Consider the following 24,549-nt stretch of genomic DNA (forward strand, 5'->3'; position numbering starts at 1 on the left):
GGGTGGAGGCGCAACTGTAACCGGATTTACAGGCTTTTTTGGCCCTCACCGCCTGTCCATCATGCCTTTATAGCTATATAAATAATAGCAATACATACCCAACGGCTGCAGGGCAGCCCACCGCATGCTCACAGGCATTCACGCCGTGATACACCTGCGCCCGGGCAATGGCATGGCTGCACGGGACAATGGCGCATGCATTGCCCTCACCCTGAATTCACCACCACCACCGCCCCCCTGCCCCCGCGTTCGCCCTCTCCCTCTGTGCGGCCCGCGCCACTCGCGGTCTGGTTCACGGCCGGGCTTGTGGGCCTGGCGCTGGCGGGCTGCGCAGCGGTTCCGGCTCCAACCCCCGCGCCATCCAAGCCCGCCAGCCCCAGCACCCCATCGGCACCTGCGGCCACAAGCACCACAGGCGCTGCATCCACCGTGGCAGCCGAGGCCGACGACCATGCCGCCGGTTTTGCCGCCTGGCGCACCACCTTTGCAGCACAGGCCCTGGCGGCGGGCATTGCACCGCACACGGTGCGCGATGTGCTGGGCCAGGCGCAGTGGCAGCCGCGTGTGGTGGAGCTGGACCGGGCCCAGCCCGAGTTCTCGCGCACGCCGTGGGCATACCTCGACAGCGCCGTATCAGCCCAGCGCGTGGCCCAGGGCCAGGCCAAGCGGGCCGAACATGGCCCCACCCTGGAGGCCGCTGCAGCGCGCTACGGCGTGCCTGCCACCGTGGTCACCGCCATCTGGGGCATGGAGAGCAACTACGGCAGCAACTTTGGCAGCTTCCGCACGGTGGACGCGCTGGCCACCCTGGCCTACGAAGGCCGCCGCCGCGCCTGGGCCCAGGCCGAGCTGCTGGCGGCGCTGCGCATCATCGACCTGGGCGACATTGCTCCCGAAGCCATGCTGGGATCCTGGGCCGGGGCCATGGGGCACACGCAGTTCTTGCCGTCGGTGTTTCTGGCCCATGCGGTGGATGCCGACGGCGACGGGCGCCGGGACATCTGGGGCAGCATCCCCGATGTGGCGGCATCGACGGCCCGCTTTCTGGCCGATGCGGGCTGGCAGCCGAAGGAACCCTGGGGCGCCGAGGTACGCCTGCCCCCGGGCTTCGACCATGCGCGTGCCGAGTTGACGGTGCGCCAGAGCGCGGCCCAGTGGGCAGCAGAGGGCTTGCAAACCATGGACGGCCGCCCGCTGCCCCCCCTGGCATCGGCCGCCGTGCTGGCGCCAGCGGGTGCACGCGGCCCGGCGTTTCTGGTGGGGCAGAACTTTCGCACCATCCTGCGCTACAACAACTCCACCAGCTACGCGCTGGCCGTGGCCCTGCTGGCCCAGCGCCTGGACGGCGGCCCCGGCGTGGTGGCAGACTGGCCGCGCGACCAGCAGCCCCTGTCGCGCGAGCAAACACGCCAGCTGCAATCGGCACTGAACGCGCGCGGCTTTGCCACCGGCACCCCCGACGGCGTGCTGGGCCCCGCCACCCGCGCCGGGCTGCGTCAGTACCAGCAAAGCCAGGGCCTGGTGGCCGATGGCTATCCGACGCTGGAGCTGTTGCAGGGCCTGGTGGGCGGCGCGCCTGCAAAGTAAGAACAGGTTTCAGGAGCAGCCGCAGCGCCCTGTCCCTCTCCGGCTTGATCGACCGGACTGGCGCCAGGGCAGCGGGCACGGCGGCAATCAGGAGCCCAGGCCGTACTTGCGGATCTTGTCGTGCAAGGTGGTCTTGGCCACCCGCAGGGCCTCGGCCGTGCGGGCCAGGCTGCCGCCCTGCTGGCGCAGGGCTTCTGCGATCAGGGTGCGCTCAAACGTCTCTACCGCAGCCGCCAGGGCCTTGGGTTGCGCTGCGTCACCGGCGTCGCCCGCAGCCCCCGCAAAGGGCGCGGCGCCTGCGGCAATGCCCAGCACCACGCGCTCGGCCACGTTGCGCAGCTCGCGCACATTGCCGGGCCAGTGGTAGCCCAGCAGCTGGTGCAACTGGCCTGCGGGCAGCTCGGGCACGGGGCGCTGGTGGCGGGCGGCGGCGGCCATCACAAAATGCTCCAGCAGCAGCGGCACGTCTTCGCGCCGATCGCGCAGCGGGGGCAACTCGACCGTGGCGACGCTCAGGCGGTAATACAGGTCTTCGCGGAACTTGCCCTGGCGGCACAGCTCCAGCAAATCCACCTTGGTGGCGGCCACCACGCGACAGTCGATGGGGATGAGCGTGTTGGAGCCCAGGCGCTCCAGCACGCGCTCCTGCAGCACGCGCAGCAGCTTGATCTGCATGGCCAGGGGCATGCTTTCGATTTCATCGAGAAACAGCGTGCCGCCGCTGGCGTGTTCGATCTTGCCGATGCGGCGCTTGCCCGCGCCGGTGAAGGCGCCAGCCTCGTTGCCAAACATTTCGCTGTCGAACAGGGTGTCTGGCAGGCCGCCGCAGTTGATGGCCACAAAGTGGCCTTTGCTGCGCGGGCTGGCCTCGTGCAGGCAGCGGGCGGCCAGCTCTTTGCCGGTGCCGGTTTCGCCGTGGATGAGCACATCCACCGTGCTGGCCGCCAGGCCCGCCAGCACCTCGCGCAGGCGCTGCATGTTGGGGGCGCGGCCCATCACCAGGCGCTCGATCACATCACGCTGCGCCAGCTGGCTGCGCAGCTGGCGCACCTCCAGCACCAGGCGGCGCTTGTCGAGTGCGCGGCGCACGGCGCGAACCAGTTGCTCGGGGGCAAAAGGTTTCTGGATGAAGTCGTGCGCCCCATCCTTCATGGCCTGCACGGCCATGGAGATGTCGCCATGGCCGGTGATGAGCACCACGGGCAGCTCCGGGTCCATGGCCATGAGCTCTTGCAGGAAGGCCATGCCATCCATCTGGGGCAGGCGGATGTCGCTGACCACCACGCCGGGGTAGTCGCGCCCCAGGCGCAGGCGGGCCAGCTCGGCACTGAGGGCGCTTTCGGTGGCGATGCCTTCAAGCTGCAGGGCCTGTTCGCAGCCCAGCACGATGTCGGGGTCGTCTTCGACGATGAGGACCTTGAGGTCGGGGGTCATGGGCGGTCGGGGGAAAATTCCGGGGCTGGTTCCGAATCTGGGCGGGGGGCTGCGGGCAAGGCCAAGTGGAACACAGCGCCACCGTCGGGGTGGTTGGCGCCGGTGAGGGTGCCGCCCGATTCGCGCACGATGCCGGCCGACAAGGCCAGCCCCAGGCCCAGCCCGTCGCCGGAGCCCTTGGTGGTGAAAAACGGCTCAAACAGGTGCGCCAGGGCTTCGTCGGTAAGGCCTGGGCCCAGATCACGCACCTGCAGGTGTACCTGCTCACCCTCTGCTGTGGCCAGCTGCTCGCAGCGGATCTCGACCCGCGGGGCAGTGCTTCCCGCCATCGCATCCAGCGCGTTGTTGATGAGGTTGACCAGCACCTGCTCCAGGCGGTTGCCATCGCACCAGGCCACAGGCTCGGGCTCCGCCAGGTCCAGCAGCACCTGGGCGCCAGTCTGCTGGATGCGCGGCTCCAGCACCGCCAGCGCGTTGGCGAGCGCGGCGCGCAGTGGCACGGGCTGCGGCTCGCCAGTCGATTTGCGGGCAAAGGCCCGCAGCTCGCCGGTGATGCGGCCCATGCGGTCGGCCAGCTGGGCGATGCGCTCCAGGTTGACGCGCACCGTGGGCAAGTCGCCCCGTTCCAGAAACCGCACGCTGTTGCCCGACAGGGTGCGCAGCGCGGTGAGCGGCTGGTTCAGCTCATGCGCCACGCCGGTGGAGAGCTGGCCAATCACCGCCAGCTTGCCCGCCTGCACCAACTCGTTCTGTGCGGCGCGCAGCGTGCCTTCGGCGCGGATGCGTTCTTGCACTTCAGACTGCAGGCGCTCGTTGGTGCTGGACAGATCGGCCGTGCGCTGCTGCACCTTGCGCTCCAGTTCATCGTGCGCGGCCTGCAGTGCCTCACGGGCGGCCAGGCGGTCGCGCAAACGGTCGCGCTCATGGCGGCGGCGCTGGTTGAGCATGAAGCCCAGCAGCGCCACAAAGGCCGCACCGATGGTGGCAATCAGGGCATCGCTCTGCGCTGCCTCATCGGCGCGGGCAAGGTGCGAGAACACGGTCAGTGTCCAAGGTGTGCCCGGTAGCGCGCGTGACTGGGTCAGAAACCGTCCCGTCACGGGGTAGACGGAGGCCATCTCGGTGCCCTCGCGCGCCACGCGAACCACCCGCGCGCCCTGGTCCAGGTCGCTCAGCACCTTCATGCCCAGGGGCGTGAGGGCCTTTCGGTTGTATTGCAGGGTCTGGTCAAAGGCTTTGCGCGTGGCGTCGTCCAGGGGGCGCAGCGCCGTGAACTTCCAGTCGGGCACGGAGCCCAGGATCACCACGCCGTTCTCGTCGGTCACGATCACCGGCGCCTCGACCGTGGACCAGGACTGCTCCAGCTGCTCCAGGCTGACCTTGGTGACAGCCACACCCACGGTGCGGTTGCCGTCGAGCAGGGCCGACGCCAGGTAATACCCCGGCTCCCCGCGCGTGGTGCCGATGCCAAAGAACCGCCCGCTGCCCGTGCTCAGGGCATCCCGGAAATAGGGCCGAAAGCGCAGGTCCTCCCCCATGAAGCTGTCGGGTCGGCGCCAGTTGCTGGTGGCCACCACCTGCCCCTGCAGGTCGATCACATAGATGGAGAGCGTGCCCGCGCGCTCGTTGAGTTGCTCCAGATAGGCATTGACGCTGTCTGCCCCACGGCCCGGCGCGGAGGCCGACAGCAGGGTCTGCACCTCCTGCTCCAGCTCCAGCGTGCCCGGAAGAAAGGCGTATTTGCTGATCTCGCGCTGCAGGCTGGCCGTGTACAGCTCCAGCCGGTGCAGGCCCGTGGCCTGGATCTGCGCCTGCCCCAGGCGCTGGGCCAGCAGGTAGGCCAGCCCGCCGCTCAGCCCCACTCCGGCCAGCAACAGCAGGACCGTGAACAGGCGCAAGGATCGGGGCAAAGGCATGGGGGGTGGGATGTTAGCAGCGAGCCCCCTGCGCCCCGCCCGCTCATCCCAGGGGCGGCGGCAGGCCACCTCCGGGCGGCGTGAGAAGGATCAGGCCACGCGGGGCTGCACCTCGTCGTCGCCCGCTGCGGGCAGCATCTCTTCGCGCTCTGCCAGTGCCTCTGGCACGGGATCGATGGCGTTCTCCCACTTGGCCACGACGGCTGTCGCAATGGCGTTGCCCAGCACGTTGGTCAGCGTGCGCCCCATGTCCAGGAAATGGTCAATGCCTAGGATCAGCAGCACACCCGCCTCAGGCAGGTGGAACATGGGAAGCACGGCCGCCACCACCACCAGCGAGGCGCGGGGCACGCCCGCAATCCCCTTGCTCGACACCATGAGCACCAGCAACATGGTGATCTGGGCAGACAACGGCATGTCGATCCCGTAAGCCTGCGCAATGAAGATGGCGGCAAACGTGGTGTAGATCATGGAGCCGTCCAGGTTGAACGAGTACCCCAGCGGCAGCACGAACCCTGTCACCTTGGGCTTGATACCGAATTTTTCGAGCTGTTCCATGAGCTTGGGGTACACCGATTCACTGCTCGCCGTTGAAAAGCCGACCAGCATGGGAGTGCGGATCAGCTTGAGCAGGCGAAACACGTCGCGCCCCAGCACCAGGTAGCCCGCGCACACCAGCACCAGCCACAAGGCCGCCAGGGCCAGGTAGAAGCTGAGCATGAATTTGCCAAACACCCCCAGCATGCCCAGGCCCTGGGTGGTGATGGCGCCAGCCACCGCACCAAACACGCCCACGGGGGCGAAGCGCATCACATAGTCGGTGACCTTGAGCATCACATGGACCACCTCGTCGAGCGTGGCCACCAGCGAGCGCGCAGCCTGGTTGTGCAGATGCCCGAGCGCCAGGCCAAAGAACAGCGAGAACACCAGGATCTGCAGGATGGCGTTGTTGGCCATCGACTCCACGATGCTCTTGGGGAACACCTGGGTGATGAAGTCCCGCAGGTTCAGCGCTCCGGTCTTGAGCTGCGTGGAAGTGCCCGCCTCGGGCAAGGGGATGGACAAGGCGCTGCCAGGCTGCGTGAGGTTGGCAATGACCAGCCCCAGAGCCAGCGAGATCAGGGAAGCCCCCAGGAACCAGACCACCGCACGCGTGCCGATGCGGCCCACCGTGCGCGAATCGCCCATGCTGGCCATGCCTGCGGCCAGCGTGGCGAACACCAGGGGCGCAATGATCATCTTGATCATGCGCAGGAAGATGTCGGTGAGCAGGCCAAAGTAGCCCGCGATCTCTTTGGCAGCCTCGGGCGTGGGCGCCCATGCGTGGCAGGCGTAGCCGACCAGAACCCCCAGAACCATGGCCAGGATGACCATCGTGGTCAAGCGATTGAGTTTCATGCGATGTGTGTGAATGGATGAAGCGAACATGGAGCGGCCGAACAGCCCAACCCGGCTACGGCCGCACCTCCGGCGGAATCGGCACGGCTGCGCAACGCAGCGAGCACACCTGCGCTCACCCGGGTGGACGGGATGTCGGCCGCAGACGGGAACCGGGCGCATGGGCGCGCACGCAGTGAATGGCTTGTGGCAAGGCTTGTCTCCCCCAGAGTGGCTGACCGCGTCGGGCGCGGCTTGGCACCGTCATTGCACGCAATGTGCCAGGCGCCGCCCCTGCGCCAAGTCCTTGATTTGCCTGAAAAAGCTGAGCGCACGCGCAGCCTTAAGGTTCGGCTTTCCGAGCACCCCAACCACCGTGCATTCGGAATTCCGAACGAGCCAGGGCGATGATCAACCTACACAACCCGCACGGGCTCCGCCGCAGGTTGCGGCCAGGGGCGCGCTGGCCCACTTTCCGCCCAGAACCTGCCTGCGTTTTCCCAGCCTCCCGCCCCACTAAAGCACACCAGCAAAAAGAAAAGCCGGCCCCGAGGGGCCGGCTTTGACGCTGAGGTGGAGACAGCGGGTTGGGACTCGCCAACAATCAGTCTGCCGTGGCCTCTTCCGGCTCGGCAGGCTCGGACTTGGCAGACCGCTCCTTCTTAGGCAGCGGCTGGATGTCGAGCAACACCTCGGGCGTTTCCACCCCCTTGTCGTCGGTCTTCATCTCGATGTCCACCGTCAGGCGCCCACCTTCGGTCAGGCGACCAAACAGCAACTCGTCGGCCAGCGCACGGCGGATGGTGTCCTGGATCAGGCGCTGCATCGGGCGTGCGCCCATGAGCGGATCGAAGCCCTTCTTGGCCAGGTGCTTGCGTAGCTGGTCGGTGAAGGTGACTTCCACCTTTTTCTCGGCCAGTTGCGTCTCCAGCTGCAGCAGGAACTTGTCCACCACGCGCAGGATGATCTGCTCATCAAGCGCCTTGAAGTTGACGATGGCATCCAGCCGGTTGCGGAACTCGGGCGTGAACAGGCGCTTGATGTCGCCCATTTCGTCGCCCGCCTGGCGCGGGTTGGTGAAACCGATGGTCGCCTTGTTCATGGTCTCGGCGCCAGCATTCGTGGTCATGATGATGAGCACGTTGCGGAAGTCGGCCTTGCGGCCGTTGTTGTCCGTCAGCGTGCCATGGTCCATGACCTGCAGCAGCACATTGAAGATGTCCGGGTGCGCCTTCTCGATCTCGTCGAGCAGCAGCACCGCGTGCGGCTTCTTCGTGATGGCTTCCGTCAGCAGACCACCCTGGTCGAAACCGACATAGCCCGGAGGGGCGCCGATCAGGCGGCTCACGGCGTGGCGCTCCATGTACTCGGACATGTCGAAGCGAATCAGCTCGATGCCCATGATGTAGGCGAGCTGCTTGGCCGCTTCGGTCTTACCAACGCCGGTGGGGCCGCTGAACAGGAACGAACCAATCGGCTTGTCGCCCTTGCCCAGGCCCGAGCGTGCCATCTTCACAGATGAAGCGAGCACTTCGAGGGCCTTGTCCTGGCCAAACACCACGCTCTTGAGGTCGCGCTCCAGTGTCTGCAGCTTGCTGCGGTCGTCGTTGCTGACATTGGCGGGCGGGATGCGCGCGATCTTGGCCACGATCTCCTCGATCTCGGCCTTGCCAATGGTCTTCTTGCGCTTGCTGGGCACCAGGATGCGCTGCGCGGCACCGGCCTCATCGATCACGTCGATGGCCTTGTCGGGCAGGTGGCGGTCGTTGATGTACTTGGCGCTCAACTCGGCTGCTGCCTGCAGGGCCGCAGCGGCGTACTTCACGCTGTGGTGCTCCTCGAAGCGGCTCTTGAGGCCCTTCAAGATGTCGATCGTCTCGGCCACGCTGGGCTCGACCACGTCCACCTTCTGGAAGCGGCGGGACAGCGCGGCATCCTTTTCGAAAATGCCACGGTATTCCGTGAAGGTGGTCGCACCGATGCACTTGAGCTGGCCGCTGGAAAGCGCTGGCTTCAAGAGGTTGGATGCATCCAGCGTGCCGCCCGAGGCCGCGCCCGCGCCGATCAGGGTGTGGATCTCGTCGATGAACAGGATCGCGTTGGGCTTGTCCTTGAGCGACTTGAGCACGCCCTTGAGGCGTTGCTCGAAATCACCCCGGTACTTGGTGCCCGCCAGCAGCGCGCCCATGTCGAGCGAATACACCGTGGCCTCGGCCAGGATCTCGGGCACGTCGTTCTGGGTGATGCGCCAGGCCAGGCCCTCGGCAATCGCAGTCTTGCCCACACCGGCTTCACCCACCAGCAGCGGGTTGTTCTTGCGGCGGCGGCACAGGATCTGGATCGTGCGCTCGACTTCGTAGTTGCGGCCGATCAGCGGGTCGATCTTGCCGTCCTTGGCCGCCTGGTTCAGGTTCTGGGTGAACTGCTCCAGCGGCGAGGCCTTTTCGTTGCGTTCGCCACCGCCACCTTCTTCGCCCTCGGCCTGGTTCTCTGCCTTGGCAGGTTCTGGCGGCTCGCCTTTCTTGATGCCGTGAGCAATGAAATTGACCACATCCAGGCGCGTCACGCCCTGCTGGTGCAGGTAGTACACGGCGTGCGAATCTTTCTCGCCGAAGATGGCCACGAGCACATTGGCACCCGTCACCTCTTTCTTGCCATTGCCCGTGGACTGCACGTGCATGATGGCGCGCTGGATCACCCGCTGGAAGCCCAGCGTGGGTTGTGTATCCACCTCGTCGGTACCGGCGACCTGAGGGGTGTTGTCTTTGATGAAGTTCGACAGCGATGAACGCAGATCATCGATATTGGCCGAACATGCGCGCAGCACCTCCGCTGCGCTGGGGTTATCGAGCAATGCAAGCAACAGATGCTCCACGGTGATGAATTCGTGGCGCTGCTGGCGGGCCTCAACAAAGGCCATGTGCAAGCTGACTTCCAGTTCCTGGGCAATCATGTGAACTCCTTTGTGCTTGCGTGGAAGGGATAACTGTATTTCGGGATCAAAGACCTGTTATTCAACAGGCTCACTGACACATTGCAGTGGGTGGCCCGCCTTGAGGGCGGCGTCAAGCACTTGCTCCACCTTGGTGGCAGCGACATCGCGGGAGTACACGCCGCAAACGCCTTTTCCGTCGAGGTGGATCTTCAACATGATCTGGGTCGCTGTTTCGCGGTCCTTGCTGAAGAACTCCTGCAGCACCACGATGACGAATTCCATGGGGGTGTAGTCGTCATTGAGCATGACCACCTGGTACATCTGGGGCGGCTGGGTCTTTTGCGTGCGCCTTTCGAGCACGACCGAACCGCCATCATCCCGCGCTGGCCGTGTAACCGGCGGCGCGGTGGGGGGTGAAGGTGGTTTTGTTGCCATGAAAATCATTCTAGCGACCCGCGCGGGGGGCTGCCGCTGAAGAAGTTGGGAGTTGACCCGGTATTTTTCAAGCCATGGCTCCATAAAGGGAGCCACACCCTGGGACCGCGCCGCCCGCTTACCCCCTGCCCTATTCGTACACCACCGTGGCCGCCCCCGGGCCCGCCTGCGCGGCCCATGCCGCCAGGGCCGCATCCGACGGGAAAAACCGCGCGTTTTCCCCCAGTTGCAGCTCTGCCACCGCCGCTGCGTCCTCGGCCTTGCAGCGCACACCCATGCGTACTCGCAGGCCATGCACCGCGACCTCGCCCTCGGCACTCTCCTCCCGCCGCGCGGGAAACTCCTGCACCAGGCGGGGCACATCGGGCAGCTTGTCTCCCACCACCACATGCAGGTACTTGCCAAACCGGCAGCGTGCACCAGCCAAATCCCACACCTGCTGCACCTTCACGCGCAGGCCTCCGCTGAAATGGTCCAGCTGCAGGCGCCCCATCATCACCACGAACTCGTCTTCCTTGAGCTGGTTGCGGTAGGTGTTGAGCAAGGCCTCATCGGCCGATGCCTCAATGACAGCGGATTTGTCATCCAGCTTGAACAGGGCCAGTTTGCCCCGCTGCCCGTTGATGACGCGGAAGTCGCTGATGATCCCGGCCAGCACCTGGGGCTCGCGGCTGTCGAGCAATTCGTCGATCTGTGTGCGCACAAAGCGGCGCACCTCGGTAGCCACTTCGTCGAACAGGTGGCCGGACAGGTAAAAGCCCACTGCGGTTTTTTCCAGCGTGAGCCGTTCCTTGATACCCCAGGGCAAGGCCTCCACCAGGTCGGGCTCCTGCGTGCTGGAGCCATGGGCGTCATCGCCCATCATGTCGAACAACCCGCCCTGGTTCACATTGGCCAGCGAAGCTGCCGCGAAGTCGAAGGCCCGGTCGATGGACGCCACCAGCGCCGCGCGGTTCATGTTGATCGAATCGAACGCACCCGCCTTGATCAGGGCCTCTACCGTCCGTTTGTTCATGCGCGCCTTGTCCACGCGCAGGCAGAAGTCGAACAGGCTCTTGAAGGGCCCGGAGGTGGAGCCGTTCGGCCCCTCGCCCCGCCCTTCTCGCGCGGCCACAATGGCTTCGATGGCCTGCTGGCCCGTGCCCTTCACGGCGCCCAGGCCGTAGCGGATGATCTTGTCCGTGACGGGCTCGAACCGGTATTTGCCCCGGTTCACGTCCGGCGGTTCGAAGGTCATGCCGAAGTGCTTGACCGCGTCCTCGTACAACACCTTGAGCTTGTCGGTGTCGTCCATTTCCACGGTCATGTTGGCGCAGAAGAACTCGGCCGTGTAGTGCACCTTGAGCCAGCCCGTGTGGTAGGCCAGCAGCGAGTAAGCTGCAGCGTGCGACTTGTTGAAGCCGTAGCCCGCGAACTTCTCCATCAGGTCGAACACCTCGTCGGCTTTTTCCTGCCCGATGCCTTTTTCGGCCGCCCCCTTGCGGAAGATCTCGCGGTGCTCGGCCATCTCCTCGGCCTTCTTCTTGCCCATGGCACGGCGCAGCATGTCGGCGCCACCCAGGCTGTAACCGCCCAGCACCTGGGCGGTCTGCATCACCTGCTCCTGGTACACCATGATCCCGTAGGTTTCAGCCAGCACGGGCTCGACCAGGGGGTGCGGGTACTCCACCGGTTCCTTGCCGTGCTTGCGGTTCACGAACGTGGGGATCAGGTCCATGGGGCCCGGGCGGTACAGCGCGTTCAGGGCAATCAGGTCCTCCAGGCGGCTGGGCTTGGCCTCCTTGAGCATGCCCTGCATGCCCCGGCTTTCAAACTGGAACACGGCCTCGGTCAGCCCGTCCTGAAAAAGCTTGTAGGTCTTGCCATCATCGAGAGGCACGGTCTCGAAGGTGAAGTTCTCCTGGCCCTTGTGGCGCTTGATGATGAACTCGCGCGCAATCTCCAGGATGGTGAGCGTGGCCAGGCCCAAAAAGTCGAACTTCACGAGGCCGATGGCCTCCACGTCGTCCTTGTCGTACTGGCTCACAGCCGATTCGCTACCCGGCTGCTGGTAGAGCGGGCAAAAATCGGTGAGCTTGCCCGGCGCAATCAGCACGCCCCCGGCGTGCATGCCGATGTTGCGCGTCATGCCTTCGAGCTTCTGCGCCATCTCGATGACGGTCTTGACGTCTTCTTCCTTGCGCACGCGCTCGTAGAGCATGGGCTCCAACTCCAGCGCGTAGTTGTTCTTGTCGCCCTCCTTCTTCACCTCGGGCGGGTATTGCAAGGTGTACGACATGCCCGGTTTGCCCGGCACCAGCTTGGAGATGCCATCGCAGAAGGTGTAGCTCATGTCCATCACCCGGCCCACGTCACGGATGGCCGCCTTGGCGGCCATGGTGCCGAAGGTGGCAATCTGGCTCACTGCGTTCTTGCCGTACTTCTCCTTCACATAGTCGATCACACGGTCGCGGTTGCCCTGGCAGAAGTCGATGTCGAAGTCAGGCATCGAGACCCGCTCGGGGTTCAGGAAGCGTTCGAACAGCAGGTTGTACTCAAGCGGATCCAGGTCGGTGATCTTGAGCGCATAGGCCACGAGCGAGCCCGCGCCCGACCCCCGTCCGGGCCCCACGGGACAGCCGTTTTCCTTGGCCCACTGGATGAAATCGCCCACGATCAGGAAGTAACCGGGGAACCCCATCTTGAGGATGGTGCCGATCTCGAACTCCAGCCGCTCCACATAGCGCGGGCGCTGCTGTTCGCGGTCGGACTCTTTGGGGAAAAGCAGCTTGAGCCGCGCCTCCAGCCCCTCAAAAGAGGCGTAGCGAAAGTACTCGTCGATCGGCATGCCATTGGGTGTGGGGAAATCCGGCAGTTGCGGCTTGCCCAGCACCAGCGTCAAGTTGCAACGCTGGGCGATTTCCACCGTGTTCGCAATGGCCGAAGGCACATCGGCAAACAGCGCCTCCATCTCGGCCGATGACTTGAAATACTGGTCGCGGGTGAATTTGCGCACCCGGCGCGGGTTGGCAAGGATTTCGCCCTCGGCAATGCAGATGCGGGCCTCATGGGCCTCGTAATCGTCTGCCGTGGCAAATTGCACCGGGTGTGTGGCCACCACCGGCAGGTTCAGGCGTGCCGCCAATTGGGCCGCTGCGGCCACATGGGCTTCATCGTCGGCGCGGCCCGCGCGTTGCAACTCCATGTAAAAGCGGTGCGGAAAAATCCCCGCGAGGCGCAGCGCGATGTCAGCCGCGCCAGACTCGTCCCCCTTCAGCAAGGCCTGCCCCACCGGGCCCGCCTGCGCGCCCGCGAGGGCAATCAGGCCTTCCGACAGCTCCTCCAGCCACGCCCAGGTGCACAGCGCCAGGTTCTTGACAACGTTGCGCGTCCAGGCGCGGGCCAGCAACTCCGACAGGTTGAGGTAGCCCTGACGGCTTTGCACCAGCACGATCATTCGCGATGGCGCCGCCCCCGCTTCGCCTTCCAGAAAAATTTCTGCGCCCAGAATAGGCTTGACGCCCTTGCCCCGGGCTTCCTTGTAGAACTTGATTGCGCCAAAAAGGTTGTTGAGATCGGTGATGGCCAATGCAGGCTGGCCATCCTTGGCGGCCGCCTTGGCCACCTCATCGATTCGGTTGGTCCCGTCCACGACGGAAAATTCGGTGTGCAGGCGCAGGTGAACAAACATGGAGCCATTGTAGAAAGCCCTGCACCTGCCCGCCTGAAAGCAGAGCTTACGGCGCCGCTGGGCGGCAACGGCCCCCAGTACAATGCCTTTTCTGTTCAAGATGCCTGTGGACCCTTGGGCCGGAAGCGCAACTCACGCCCCGGACGAACCCAGCCCCATGTGCACCTGTTCCCTCATTTGCTGAAAGCTGCTTGCGATGCTGCGTGCCCCATTGCCCCTCGTTTCCGCCCTGCTGCTTGCCGGTCTGCTGGCGGGCTGCTCCAGCACCCCCGAAGACAAAACGGCCGGCTGGAGCCCCAACCGTATCCATTCGGAAGCCAAGGACGAAATGAGCAGCGGCGCCTACGACAAGGCGGTTCCGCTGCTCGAAAAGCTCGAAGGCCGTGCAGCCGGCACACCGCTGGCGCAACAGGCCCAGATCGACAAGGCCTACGCCCACTACAAGGCCGGTGAAAAGGCCCAGGCCATCGCCACGCTGGACCGCTTCATGAAGCTTCACCCAGCCAGCCCCGCGCTGGACTACGCGCTCTACCTCAAGGGCCTGGTGAATTTCAACGACAACCTGGGGTTGTTCTCCTTCATCTCGCGCCAGGATCTGTCCGAGCGGGACCAGAAGGCCGCCAAGGACTCGTTCGAAGCCTTCAGCGAACTGTCCACCCGCTTCCCAGACTCGCGTTACACGCAGGACGCGCGCCAGCGCATGACCTACATCGTCAACTCGCTTGCGCAGTACGAAGTGCATGTGGCCCGCTATTACTTCCAGCGTGGCGCCTATGTGGCGGCCATCAACCGCGCCCAGGTGGCCGTGGCTGATTACCAGGGCGTGCCCGCGCTGGAGGAAGCGCTGTACATCCTGATCCAGTCGTATGACGCCCTGGGCATGACCCAGTTGCGTGATGACGCGCGCCGCGTGATGGACAAGTCCTATCCCCAAAGCCCCTATATGAGTGGCGGCTTCAAGGGCAAGTCGGATCCGTGGTGGAAGGTCTGGTGAGCAACGCCTGCAAGGCCTCTTCAAAAGCCTCTTCCGACTCCAGCCGCCGCATTGGCGGCAATGCGGCCAGCAGGCGTTTGCCGTAGCCCATGGTGACAAGGCGGGTGTCCCCCACCACCAGAATCCCCCGGTCCGACTCCCGCCGGATCAAGCGTCCCGCCCCTTGCTTGAGCGCCACGGCAGCCTCGGGCAGTGCATAGGCCTTGAAAGCCTTTCCTCCCGCCTTTTCGATCCGCTGCGTGCGCGCCTCGACCAAGGGGTCGCCAGGGGGCGGAAACGGCAGCTTGTCGATGACCACGAGCTGCAGCGCGTCACCGGGCACATCGAACCCCTCCCAGAAGGTGGCGGACGCGACCAGCACACAGCCCGGCTGACCATGGTCAGCTCCTTCCCGAAAACGCTCCATCAGTCGCCGCTTGGGCCACTCGCCCTGCACCAGCACTTCCAGCGCTCCTGACGACACAAACCGCTTCTGGAGTGCATCCCCCACCGCGCGCAACGCCTTCAACGTGGTGGTGAGCACCAGGGTGCGCCCCCCCAGCCGCTCGGCCGCCTGGCCCACCCATTGCGCCAGCGCTGGGCTGTGGGCCGGGTCGGCGGGTGAAGGCAAGTGGCGCGGCACATACAGTGCGGCCTGCGCCGGGTAGTCGAACGGACTGGCCACTCGCAGGATTTGGGCCTCCTGCAGCCCCGCCCGTTCAGTGAACCAGCTCAGGCGCTCGTCGTCGCCCAGGGTCGCCGAGGTGAAGATCCAGGCCCGGCCCGGACCTGCGGAACTGTCATCCGGCCAGCCATCGCCGCCCGCGCCCTCAGAAGCCTCGGCAGGCGCTCCCAGCAAGCGCGTGCGCATGGCATCGGCAATGTCCAGCGGCGATTCGACCAGCCGCAATTGCGTGCCCACATCCACCCAGCGCACCACCTCGGGATCGCTGGGACCTGAAAAGCGGGCCAGGCGCGCCAGCAGTTCCGAGCCGCGCTCATACAGGCGCACAAAGTCTGGTGCGATCTCGCTGACCGTATCGAGCGCCTCCTGGGCCTGCGCGCAGGCCAGCGCCACGCCGCGCAAGGCGCCGTGCCAATGCTCGGCCGGGAATCCCTCCGGGGCATCATCCGCCCACCGTAGCTTGGTGGCACCCGTGACCGTGCGAGCGACCAGGCGCAGGTCCTGCGCCGACAGCTCCACCCGGCGGGACAACCCCACCCAGTCCGCGAGGCCCCGGGCATGCTGCAGGCCTGCGGCCAGCAGGTCCCTGCTGAAATCCGTCACCTGCCCCGTGGACAACTGGGTGCCCAGGAACTGCACGCCTGTCTCATTGATCTGGTGCGCCTCATCAAACACCACCACGCGCACCGTGGGCAACAGCTCGGCCATGCCCGACTCGCGCACTGCAACATCGGCAAAAAACAGATGGTGGTTGATGACCACGATGTCGGCCGCCAGCGCCTCGCGCCGCGCCCGATGCACATGACAGGGGCGGAACTGGGGGCATTGCGAACCCAGACAGTTCTCGCGGGTGGAGGTCACCAGAGGAATCACGGGCGAGCGGTCATCCAGCCCCGTCAGTTCCGCCAGGTCGCCCGACTGGGTGTGGTGTGACCAGTCTTCGACCTTGGCCAGCACACGCGCCACACCCCGGTCCTGGGCCTGCGCGTCCTGGCGCGCAAGCTCCATGCGGTACAGGCACAGGTAGCTGGAGCGGCCTTTGAGCAGCGCCATGCGCACGGGCATGCCCAGCGTTTCGACCAGCCAGGGCAGGTCCCGCGCAAAAAGCTGGTCCTGCAGCGCCTTGGTGGCGGTGGACAGCAACACCCGCTCGCCACTGAGCAGGGCGGGCACCAGATAAGAAAAAGTCTTGCCCACCCCGGTGCCAGCCTCCACCACCAGAGCGCCCCCTGCTTCGATGGTCCGTGCGACGGCGCAGGCCATCTGGGTTTGCCCCTCGCGGGGCTGGAAGTGTGCGTCCGCCCGCTCCAGAACACCACCGGCGGCAAACACCTCCGCCACCATGTCAACCAGCGCCATCAGGCAGGCTCTTGCGGCAGAAGCTCACGTTCCAGCCGGTCCATCGCATCGCGCAGGACCAAGCGGCGCTTCTTCAGCCGCCGCAGCGCCAGTTCGTCGGGCGCCGCATCGGGGGCGCAGCGATCGATCAAGGCATCCAGATCGGCATGTTCCATGCGCAATTCGATCAGTTGTCGGTGGGGAGAGTGGAGGCTGGGTTTCAAGGCAGGAGCGCCACAAGCATGGCGAAAATGCCACAGGCGGGCGGATAATACGCGCTTGGCCCGTTTTCACGACGAGCGTTTGTGCACGCGCCCCCACAATCACCAGCATGACCAAAGCGTTTCGCCTCATCGCGTCCACCGGCATCCACAAGGGCGACCGGGAATACCAGCAAGACCAGGTCGCCCTGATCTCCCACGCCCGACACAATGGCTGCGTGCTGGGCGTGATCGCCGATGGCATGGGCGGTCGCAGTGGCGGCCGCAAAGCCTCGGACCAGGTCATGATGACCGCACGGCAGCTGTTCGAGCGCTACTCGCCCGACACCGACGACGCGGTGTCCATGCTCAAGAACATGGTCGAAGAGGCCCACATCGTCATTCGCCTGACGGCCATTTCGGCAGAACAGGAACCCCACAGCACGATTGCGGCCTTCCTCATCAACCCCCGAGGAGACTGCCACTGGGTGCATGCAGGCGACTCGCGCATCTACCATTTCCAGGGCCCCCGCATGGTGTTCCGCACCAGCGACCACTCCTATGTCCAGGCGCTAGTGGACCGGGGCGAGCTGACCGAGGCCGAGGCCAACAACCACCCCCACTCAAACATCCTGGTGGGCTGCCTGGGCACCGAGAGCGACCCGCCCATCACCACCCACATCATTCCGCAACTGCAACCGGGTGATGTACTGCTCGCCTGCAGCGACGGTGTCTGGCACTACTTCTCGCCTACCGAACTGGCCTCGGTGGTGGATTCGCTGTCGCCCCGCGAAGCCACCGAGTTCCTGATTGAAAAGGCGCGCTCCCGGGCCCGGGGCGGCGGCGACAACCTGTCGCTGGTCATCGTGAAGATCGAAGCGCTGGTCGAAGAAAAGAAGATCGCACGCCTCGTTCCGATCGACGCAGGCCGCGCCTGACCCACAGCCCACTGCGACTGTATCAGGCTATCGGGAAGCAGGCCGCTATGACGGCGACCCACCAGCGGAGCGGCTTGCCCCCATAAATCAATGGGCCAGCGGGCCGACGATGCCCCTGCTGCACTTTTCAGGCAATCAGCGCACTGGACTGGATACTGCCCGCGCCGGTGTTGGCAACGGCGCAGCAGGCGGGTGCCCCTTAGCGGCCGCATCAGCCTGGGATTTTTCGACCCGGGCACGGCGCTCCTCCGCCGCTTTCAGGGTTTCTGCATGGCGAATGCGCGCCTGGGCGGCGCGGTCGGCCTGGACAGCCGCACGGGCAGCCTGCTCGCTGTCATGCTGCTGGACCCGGTTGCGCTGCAACAGTGCGCGCTGCTCGGCATCGTGGTCCCGCTGCGCCTTGGTGCTCGCGGGGTCTGCCGGGGTTTTGCGCACCGTGGCATCCGTGCCCTGCCCTCTGGACGCCGGAGGCGGCACGGCCTTTTGCTTTTCCTCAATGGAGCGCAGGCGCTCAGCCGCCTTTTCCCTGCGCTCGGCGTCGTTCAACTCCACCTCCTGGGCACGAAGCCGATCGCCGGCTTCACGCGCCTTGGTGCGGACACTGCGCAGGCAGTCCTCCACCGCAAACTGCTTGTAGCAGGCTGCTTCCTCCTTCTGGCGAACGGCAGCCAGCGCCTCGCGCTCGTGGCGGATGCGTTCGTGCTCGGCCTTGCGATGCGCAGCCGCAGCGGCCTGAGCGCTGTCTTGTGTTCCATCGGCGGCCTGGGCCCACACGGGAGCCACTGGCAGCACCAGCACAGTGGCAAGCACCGTTGCAGCAAAAAATGCACGCTGCATCATGTCAGCCCCGTATCCACCATGCGACGCTCCAGGTCCAGGAATTCCTTGGACTGCATCTCGTTGAGACGCGACACAGTGCGCGGAAACTCGTGTGCCAGCGGCCCATCGGTGTAAAGCTGCTCGGGCGGCACAGCCGCCGACAGAATGAGCTTGACACGCCGGTCATACAGCACGTCCACCAGCCAGGTAAAGCGCCGCGCGGGCGACGCCATGCTCACCGGCATGTAGGGCACGTCGGAAAGCAGCACGGTGTGGAACTGCGTGGCAATCTCCAGGTAGTCGTTCTGCGAACGCGGGCCGCCGCACAGCGCCTTGAAGTCGAACCACACCACGCCACCGGCCTTGCGCCGTGCGCGGATCTCGCGCTGCTCGATGTGCAGCACCGGATCTTCGTCATGCACTTCGGCCAGCTGGTCGAAGGCCTGGCTCATCTCGGCGTCGGCTTCGGGGCCCAGAGGCGTGTGGTAGAGCTTCACATGCTCCAGCGTGCGGCGTCGGTAGTCGGTGCCGTTGTCCACGTTGACCACTTCCAGCTTCTCGTTGAGCAATGCAATCGCGGGCAGGATGCGGTCGCGGTGCAGGCCGCCGGGGTACAGATCGTCCGGTTTGAAATTGGACGTGGTGACAAAACCCACGCCATTGTCGAACAGCGCCACCAGCAAGCGGTGCAGGATCATGGCATCGGTGATGTCCGCCACGTGGAACTCGTCGAAGCAGATGAGCTTGTAGCGCTTGGCAATGCGCTCGCCCAGCACGTCGAGGGGGTTCTGCGTGCCCTGCAGCGCCACCAGCTCGCGGTGCACCTCGCGCATGAACTCGTGAAAGTGCAGGCGCACCTTGCGCTTGAGTGGCACGGCGTCAAAGAAGCACTCCATCAGGAAGCTCTTGCCCCGCCCCACCCCGCCGTACATGTACACGCCACGCGGAATCTCGGGCCGGTTGATCAGCTTCTTGAGCGCGTTGGAACGCCGCGCCTTGTAGGCGGCCCATTCATCGGCACAGCGCTGCAGCGCATCCACGGCCCGCAACTGGGCGGGGTCGCTTTGGTAGCCTTTGGCGGCCAGCTCGGCCAGGTAAGCCTGTTTGACTGTCACGGGATGCGCACCCTTCTGATACTATGAATTTGATAGCTACCAGCGCATGACTAGCAGGCGCTGGAGCCCTTTTTTATTCAAATATCAGAAGTTGAGAGTGCGCTTGTCCACGGCCAGGGCCGCTTCCTTGGTGGCTTCGCTCAAGGAGGGGTGTGCGTGGCAGATGCGTGCGATGTCTTCGCTGCTGGCCTTGAACTCCATGGCGACCACAGCTTCGGAGATCAGCTCGCTGGCCTGCGGGCCCACGATGTGCACGCCCAGGATCTCATCGGTTTCGGCATCGGCCAGCATCTTGACCATGCCGGTGGTGTCACCCAGTGCGCGTGCGCGGCCGTTGGCCAGGAAGGGGAAACTGCCCGCCTTGTACTTGACGCCATCGGCCTTGAGCTGCTGCTCGGTGCGGCCCACCCATGCGATCTCGGGGCTGGTGTAGATGACCCAGGGAATGGTGTTGAAGTTGACGTGACCGTGCTGGCCGGCGATGCGCTCGGCCACGGCAACGCCTTCTTCCTCGGCCTTGTGTGCCAGCATCGGGCCACGCACCACGTCGCCCACCGCCCAGACGCCGGGCAGGTTGGTCTTGCAGTCGCCGTCCACCACAATGGCGCCGCGCTCGTCCAGCTGCAGGCCCACGGCTTCGGTGTTCAGACCGATGGTGTTGGGCACGCGGCCGATGGAGACGATGAGCTTGTCCACTTCCAGCGACTGGGCTTCGCCCTTGGCGTTGGTGTAGGCAATGCTCACACCCTTTTTGCTGGTCTTGATCTCGCCAACCTTCACGCCCAGCTCGATCTTCAGGCCCTGCTTGTCGAAAGCCTTCTTGGCTTCCTTGGCGATCTGCTCATCCACCGCGCCCAGGAAGGTAGGCAGGCCTTCGAGGATGGTGACTTCGGCACCCAGGCGGCGCCACACCGAGCCCATTTCCAGGCCGATCACGCCCGAGCCGATGAGGCCGAGCTTCTTGGGCACGGCGCCGACGCGCAGCGCGCCGTCGTTGGACAGCACCAGTTCTTCGTCAAACGGCGTGCCGGGCAGCGCACGGGCGTTGGAGCCGGTGGCGATGATGATCTGTTTGCCAACGATGGTCTCTTCAGCGGCACCCGCCACCTTGATCTCGTAGCCCCCTTCGGCAGCCTTCACGAACGAGCCGCGACCGTGGAAGAAGCTGACCTTGTTCTTCTTGAACAGGTACAGGATACCGTCGTTGTTCTGCTTCACGACGGTGTCCTTGCGGGCAATCATCTTGGCCACATCCATCTTGACGCCAGTGGCCGTGATGCCGTGCTCGGCAAAGTGCTTGTTGGCATGCTCGAAATGCTCGGACGATTGCAGCAGCGCCTTGGAGGGGATGCAACCGACGTTGGTGCAGGTGCCACCGGGTGCGGGGCCGCCCTTGTCGTTCTTCCACTCGTCGATACAGGCGACGTTGAAGCCCAGCTGGGCGGCACGGATGGCGGCAATGTAGCCACCAGGGCCGCCACCGATGACGATCACATCAAATTGTTTGCTCATGGGAAATCTCGTTCAGTCAGTTGGAGAAAGACCCACCGGCGGGCAGGACCAGAGGCCGGGCCACGCGGGTGGGTCGATGCAGTCAGGGGATCAGATGTCGAACAGCAGGCGCGATGGGTCTTCCAGCGCGTCCTTCATTGCCACCAGGCCCAGCACGGCTTCGCGGCCGTCGATGATGCGGTGGTCATAGGACATGGCCAGGTAGTTCATCGGGCGGATCACGATCTGGCCGTTTTCCACGACAGCGCGGTCCTTGGTGGCGTGCACGCCCAGGATGGCCGACTGGGGCGGGTTGATGATGGGGGTAGACAGCATGGAGCCGAACGTGCCGCCATTGGAGATCGAGAACGTGCCGCCAGTCATTTCTTCAATGCCCAGCTTGCCTTCTGCGGCCTTCTTGCCGAACTCGGCGATCTTCTTCTCGATGTCGGCGAAGCTCATCTGGTCTGCATTGCGCAAGATGGGCACCACCAGGCCACGGGGCGAGCCCACGGCGATACCGATGTCGAAATAGCCGTGGTAGACGATGTCGTTGCCGTCCACCGACGCGTTCAGCACGGGGTACTTCTTGAGGGCATGCACGGCGGCCTTCACAAAGAAGGACATGAAGCCCAGTTTGGTGCCGTGTTCCTTGGTGAAGCTGTCCTGGAACTTCTTGCGCAGGTCCATCACCGGTGCCATGTTCACTTCGTTGAAAGTGGTCAGGATGGCGTTGGTGGCTTGCGACTGCAGCAGACGCTCTGCCACGCGGGCGCGCAGGCGGCTCATGGGCACTCGCTGCTCGGGACGACCGCTCAGATCTTCCTTGCCAGCGGGCGCTGCCACCTGGGGCAGTGCCTTGGAGGGCACACCAGTGGGGATCACGCTGGGAGCTGCGACAGCAGCCTTGGCACCACCGGCCACGGCGGCCAGCACGTCACCCTTGGTCACACGGCCGTCCTTGCCCGAACCGGCCACGGCCGAGACAGACAGGTTGTTGTCGGCCAGCAGCTTGGCAGCGGCGGGCATGGCCACATCGCCCTTGGAGCCACCTGCGGCGGCAGGCGCTGCAGCAGGTGCAGCGGCAGCGGGGGCTGGTGCGGCAGCCGCAGGAGTTGCTGCAGCGGCGCCCGCCTTGCCTTCCGTGTCGATCTTGGCGATGAGCTGGTCAGCCACCACAGTGGCACCATCGCCCTGGATGATTTCAGACAGCACGCCAGCGGAGGGTGCAGGCACTTCCAGCACGACCTTGTCGGTTTCAATCTCGATCAGGATCTCGTCCACGGCCACGGCTTCACCGGGCTTCTTCTTCCAGTTGAGCATGGTGGCTTCTGCCACGGATTCGGACAGCTGGGGGACTTTGACTTCTACGATAGCCATTTTGAATTCTTTCGGTAGGGGTTCTGTTCTGTGTTCGTTCGGGTAGCTGGCCTTACTTGGTCAGGACAAAACCCTTGAGCTTGGCGAATGCTGCATCCACCAGCGCCTTTTGCTGCTCCTGGTGCAGGTGGGCATAACCCACGGCAGGCGAAGCAGACGCGGCGCGGCCTGCATAGCCCAGCTTCTGGCCATCGAGCATGTTCTCGTGGATGTTGTGCTGGATGAAGAACCAGGCACCCTGGTTCTGCGGCTCGTCCTGGCACCACACCACATCCGTCGCGTTGGGGTACTTCTTGAGTTCGGCCCCAAAAGCCTTGTGGGGGAACGGGTAGAGCTGTTCCACACGGATGATGGCCACGTCTTCGTCTTCGCGTTCGGTGCGCTTCTTCACGAGGTCGTAGTACACCTTGCCCGAGCACGCGATCACGCGCTTGACCTTGGCGGCCTTCTTCACGATGGCTTCGTTCTGCTCGGGAATCACCGTCTGGAAGCTGCCCTTGGTGAACTCGGACAGCGGCGAGGTGGCGTCCTTGTTACGCAGCAGCGACTTGGGCGTCATGATGATCAGCGGCTTGCGCAGGTCGCGCACCATCTGGCGTCGCAGCACATGGAAGATCTGGCTGGCCGTGGTGGGCTGCACGATCTGCATGTTGGTGTCGGCCGCCAGCTGCATAAAGCGCTCCAGGCGGGCCGAGCTGTGCTCAGGGCCCTGGCCTTCATAGCCGTGCGGCAGCATCAGCGTGATGCCGTTCACCCGGCCCCACTTCACTTCACCCGAGGCGATGAACTGGTCGATCACCACCTGGGCGCCGTTGGCGAAGTCGCCGAACTGTGCTTCCCAGATCACCAGGGTGTTGGGGTCGTTCGATGCATAGCCGTACTCGAAGCCCAGCACCGCCTCTTCGGACAGGATGGAGTCGATCACGACAAACGGGGCCTGGTTGTCGGCCACGTTCTGCAGCGGCACATAGGTGCCGGCATCCCACTTTTCGCGGGCCTGGTCATGGATCACGGCATGGCGGTGGGTGAAGGTGCCGCGCCCGCAGTCTTCGCCCGACAGGCGCACCGGGTAGCCGCTGGCCACCAGGGACGCGAAGGCCATGTGCTCGCCCATGCCCCAGTCCACATTGATTTCGCCACGGCCCATGGCAGCGCGGTCATCGTAGACCTTCTTCACCAGTTGGTGCGGTGTGACGCTGGCAGGAATGGTGGTGAGCTTTTCGGACAGGCGCTTCCATTCCGTCAGTGGAATCGCGGTATCGCCCGCATCGGTCCACTTCTTGCCCAGGAAGGGCGACCAGTCCACCGCGTACTTGCTCTTGAAATTGGTCAGCACCGGATCGACGGTGTGCTTGCCCGCATCCATGGCAGAGCGGTACGCCTTGACCATGTCGTCGCCCAGCGTCGCACCCAGGCCCTGAGTGGCCAGCTTGTCGGCGTACAGCTTACGGGTGCCGGGGTGGGCTGCAATCTTCTTGTACATGAGTGGCTGGGTCAGCGAGGGCGTGTCCTGCTCGTTGTGGCCCAGCTTGCGGAAGCAGGTGATGTCCACCACCACGTCCTGGCGGAACTCCATGCGGAATTCCAGCGCCAGTTGGGTGGCCAGCACCACGGCTTCGGGATCATCACCGTTGACGTGCAGCACCGGCGATTCGACCATCTTCACGATGTCGGTACAGAACGCGCTGGAGCGCATGTCGCGCGGGTCCGAGGTGGTGAAGCCGATCTGGTTGTTGATGATGATGTGCACCGTGCCGCCCGTGGTGTAGCCACGGGTCTGCGCCAGCGCCAGGGTTTCCTGGTTGACGCCCTGTCCGCCAAATGCGGCATCGCCGTGCACCAGCACGGGCAACACCTGGCTACCCCGGGGGTCATCACGGCGGTCCATGCGGGCGCGCACCGAACCTTCCACCACGGGGTTGACGATTTCCAGGTGCGAGGGGTTGAACGCCAGCGACAGATGGACCGGGCCGCCGGGGGTGGATACGTCCGAGGAGAAGCCCTGGTGGTACTTCACGTCGCCCGCTGGCAGGTCTTCCGGAGCAGTGTGGTCAAACTCGGCAAACAAGTCGGCGGGCATCTTGCCCAGCGTATTGACCAGCACGTTCAGGCGGCCACGGTGGGCCATGCCAATGACGATTTCCTGGATGCCCTTGGAGCCCGCCTGCTGGATCAGCTCGTCCATGGCGGCGATGAAGCTCTCGCCCCCTTCGAGGGAGAAACGCTTCTGGCCGACGTACTTGGTGTGCAGAAAAC

At 64.9% G+C, this 24,549-nt stretch carries 16 protein-coding genes; 3 read left to right on the forward strand and 13 right to left on the reverse strand.

Annotated features, from left to right (window positions below; genetic code table 11):
- Nucleotides 1-195: 195 nt before the first annotated feature.
- A complete protein-coding gene (locus AC07Z7_RS20965) occupies nt 196-1,587 on the forward strand; it encodes a lytic murein transglycosylase (RefSeq protein WP_494767545.1) in 1,392 nt (463 codons plus the stop codon).
- An 87-nt stretch (nt 1,588-1,674) separates the two neighbouring features.
- On the opposite strand, the gene AC07Z7_RS20970 is transcribed toward AC07Z7_RS20965, so the two are convergent.
- From AC07Z7_RS20970 to dnaE, 6 genes are all read right to left on the reverse strand, one after another.
- Nucleotides 1,675-3,021, reverse strand: a complete 1,347-nt coding sequence (locus tag AC07Z7_RS20970; protein WP_494767546.1) for a sigma-54-dependent transcriptional regulator — start codon at nt 3,019-3,021, stop codon at nt 1,675-1,677.
- Nucleotides 3,018-4,937: a sensor histidine kinase gene (locus tag AC07Z7_RS20975; protein ID WP_494767547.1), complete on the reverse strand. Its 1,920-nt coding sequence runs from the start codon at nt 4,935-4,937 to the stop codon at nt 3,018-3,020. The genes AC07Z7_RS20970 and AC07Z7_RS20975 overlap by 4 nt, the downstream gene beginning before the upstream one ends.
- A gap of 90 nt (nt 4,938-5,027) precedes the next feature.
- Nucleotides 5,028-6,335, reverse strand: a complete 1,308-nt coding sequence (locus AC07Z7_RS20980; RefSeq protein WP_094291044.1) for a dicarboxylate/amino acid:cation symporter — start codon at nt 6,333-6,335, stop codon at nt 5,028-5,030.
- 583 nt (nt 6,336-6,918) lie between these two features.
- A complete protein-coding gene (clpA, locus tag AC07Z7_RS20985; RefSeq protein WP_094291043.1) occupies nt 6,919-9,267 on the reverse strand; it encodes an ATP-dependent Clp protease ATP-binding subunit ClpA in 2,349 nt (782 codons plus the stop codon).
- Between the two features lie 57 nt (nt 9,268-9,324).
- Nucleotides 9,325-9,693, reverse strand: a complete 369-nt coding sequence (gene clpS, locus AC07Z7_RS20990; protein ID WP_015013909.1) for an ATP-dependent Clp protease adapter ClpS — start codon at nt 9,691-9,693, stop codon at nt 9,325-9,327.
- A 121-nt stretch (nt 9,694-9,814) separates the two neighbouring features.
- Nucleotides 9,815-13,354, reverse strand: coding sequence for a DNA polymerase III subunit alpha (gene dnaE, locus AC07Z7_RS20995; protein WP_494767548.1), 3,540 nt, complete (start codon nt 13,352-13,354; stop codon nt 9,815-9,817).
- 196 nt (nt 13,355-13,550) lie between these two features.
- Between dnaE and AC07Z7_RS21000 the strand changes: the two genes are divergently transcribed.
- The gene (locus tag AC07Z7_RS21000) at nt 13,551-14,348 is read left to right on the forward strand and encodes an outer membrane protein assembly factor BamD (RefSeq protein WP_094291041.1); all 798 of its coding nucleotides are present in this window, start codon (nt 13,551-13,553) and stop codon (nt 14,346-14,348) included.
- Here the strand turns inward: AC07Z7_RS21000 and yoaA are convergent.
- Both yoaA and AC07Z7_RS21010 read right to left on the reverse strand, forming a co-directional pair.
- Nucleotides 14,311-16,371: a DNA repair helicase YoaA gene (yoaA, locus tag AC07Z7_RS21005; RefSeq protein WP_494767549.1), complete on the reverse strand. Its 2,061-nt coding sequence runs from the start codon at nt 16,369-16,371 to the stop codon at nt 14,311-14,313. The two genes, AC07Z7_RS21000 and yoaA, sit on opposite strands and share 38 nt — an antisense overlap.
- Nucleotides 16,371-16,574 (reverse strand): YdcH family protein, encoded by a 204-nt coding sequence (locus AC07Z7_RS21010; RefSeq protein ID WP_094291039.1) that lies wholly within the window; start codon nt 16,572-16,574, stop codon nt 16,371-16,373. The genes yoaA and AC07Z7_RS21010 overlap by 1 nt, the downstream gene beginning before the upstream one ends.
- Nucleotides 16,575-16,681: 107 nt before the next feature.
- Here AC07Z7_RS21010 and AC07Z7_RS21015 point away from each other — a divergent pair, with 107 nt between their 5' ends.
- Nucleotides 16,682-17,488: a PP2C family protein-serine/threonine phosphatase gene (locus AC07Z7_RS21015; protein ID WP_094291038.1), complete on the forward strand. Its 807-nt coding sequence runs from the start codon at nt 16,682-16,684 to the stop codon at nt 17,486-17,488.
- A 135-nt stretch (nt 17,489-17,623) separates the two neighbouring features.
- Here the strand turns inward: AC07Z7_RS21015 and AC07Z7_RS21020 are convergent, their stop codons facing one another.
- The 5 genes from AC07Z7_RS21020 to AC07Z7_RS21040 all read right to left on the reverse strand — a co-directional run.
- Entirely contained in the window at nt 17,624-18,325 is a 702-nt protein-coding gene (locus tag AC07Z7_RS21020; RefSeq protein WP_494767550.1) for a hypothetical protein, read from the reverse strand.
- On the reverse strand, nt 18,325-19,422 hold the full coding sequence (gene zapE, locus AC07Z7_RS21025; RefSeq protein WP_094291036.1) for a cell division protein ZapE: 1,098 nt from the start codon (nt 19,420-19,422) through the stop codon (nt 18,325-18,327). The genes AC07Z7_RS21020 and zapE overlap by 1 nt, the downstream gene beginning before the upstream one ends.
- An 84-nt stretch (nt 19,423-19,506) precedes the next feature.
- Nucleotides 19,507-20,934: a dihydrolipoyl dehydrogenase gene (gene lpdA, locus AC07Z7_RS21030; RefSeq protein WP_094291035.1), complete on the reverse strand. Its 1,428-nt coding sequence runs from the start codon at nt 20,932-20,934 to the stop codon at nt 19,507-19,509.
- A gap of 90 nt (nt 20,935-21,024) precedes the next feature.
- Entirely contained in the window at nt 21,025-22,293 is a 1,269-nt protein-coding gene (gene odhB, locus AC07Z7_RS21035; protein ID WP_494767551.1) for a 2-oxoglutarate dehydrogenase complex dihydrolipoyllysine-residue succinyltransferase, read from the reverse strand.
- Nucleotides 22,294-22,345: 52 nt separating this feature from the next.
- On the reverse strand, nt 22,346-24,549 hold a 2,204-nt coding region (locus tag AC07Z7_RS21040; RefSeq protein ID WP_494767552.1), incomplete at its 5' end, for a 2-oxoglutarate dehydrogenase E1 component.

This window comes from Acidovorax sp. GW101-11A03 (assembly GCF_059424825.1).

Excerpts from the sequence above, each read along its gene's own strand:
- AC07Z7_RS20965 (WP_494767545.1), top strand. The coding sequence starts at position 196 with ATGCATTGCCCTCACCCTGAATTCACCACCACCACCGCCCCCCTGCCC.
- AC07Z7_RS20970 (WP_494767546.1), bottom strand. The coding sequence starts at position 3,021 with ATGACCCCCGACCTCAAGGTCCTCATCGTCGAAGACGACCCCGACATC.
- AC07Z7_RS20975 (WP_494767547.1), bottom strand. The coding sequence starts at position 4,937 with ATGCCTTTGCCCCGATCCTTGCGCCTGTTCACGGTCCTGCTGTTGCTG.
- AC07Z7_RS20980 (WP_094291044.1), bottom strand. The coding sequence starts at position 6,335 with ATGAAACTCAATCGCTTGACCACGATGGTCATCCTGGCCATGGTTCTG.
- clpA (WP_094291043.1), bottom strand. The coding sequence starts at position 9,267 with ATGATTGCCCAGGAACTGGAAGTCAGCTTGCACATGGCCTTTGTTGAG.
- clpS (WP_015013909.1), bottom strand. The coding sequence starts at position 9,693 with ATGATTTTCATGGCAACAAAACCACCTTCACCCCCCACCGCGCCGCCG.
- dnaE (WP_494767548.1), bottom strand. The coding sequence starts at position 13,354 with ATGTTTGTTCACCTGCGCCTGCACACCGAATTTTCCGTCGTGGACGGG.
- AC07Z7_RS21000 (WP_094291041.1), top strand. The coding sequence starts at position 13,551 with ATGCTGCGTGCCCCATTGCCCCTCGTTTCCGCCCTGCTGCTTGCCGGT.
- yoaA (WP_494767549.1), bottom strand. The coding sequence starts at position 16,371 with ATGGCGCTGGTTGACATGGTGGCGGAGGTGTTTGCCGCCGGTGGTGTT.
- AC07Z7_RS21015 (WP_094291038.1), top strand. The coding sequence starts at position 16,682 with ATGACCAAAGCGTTTCGCCTCATCGCGTCCACCGGCATCCACAAGGGC.
- AC07Z7_RS21020 (WP_494767550.1), bottom strand. The coding sequence starts at position 18,325 with ATGCAGCGTGCATTTTTTGCTGCAACGGTGCTTGCCACTGTGCTGGTG.
- lpdA (WP_094291035.1), bottom strand. The coding sequence starts at position 20,934 with ATGAGCAAACAATTTGATGTGATCGTCATCGGTGGCGGCCCTGGTGGC.
- odhB (WP_494767551.1), bottom strand. The coding sequence starts at position 22,293 with ATGGCTATCGTAGAAGTCAAAGTCCCCCAGCTGTCCGAATCCGTGGCA.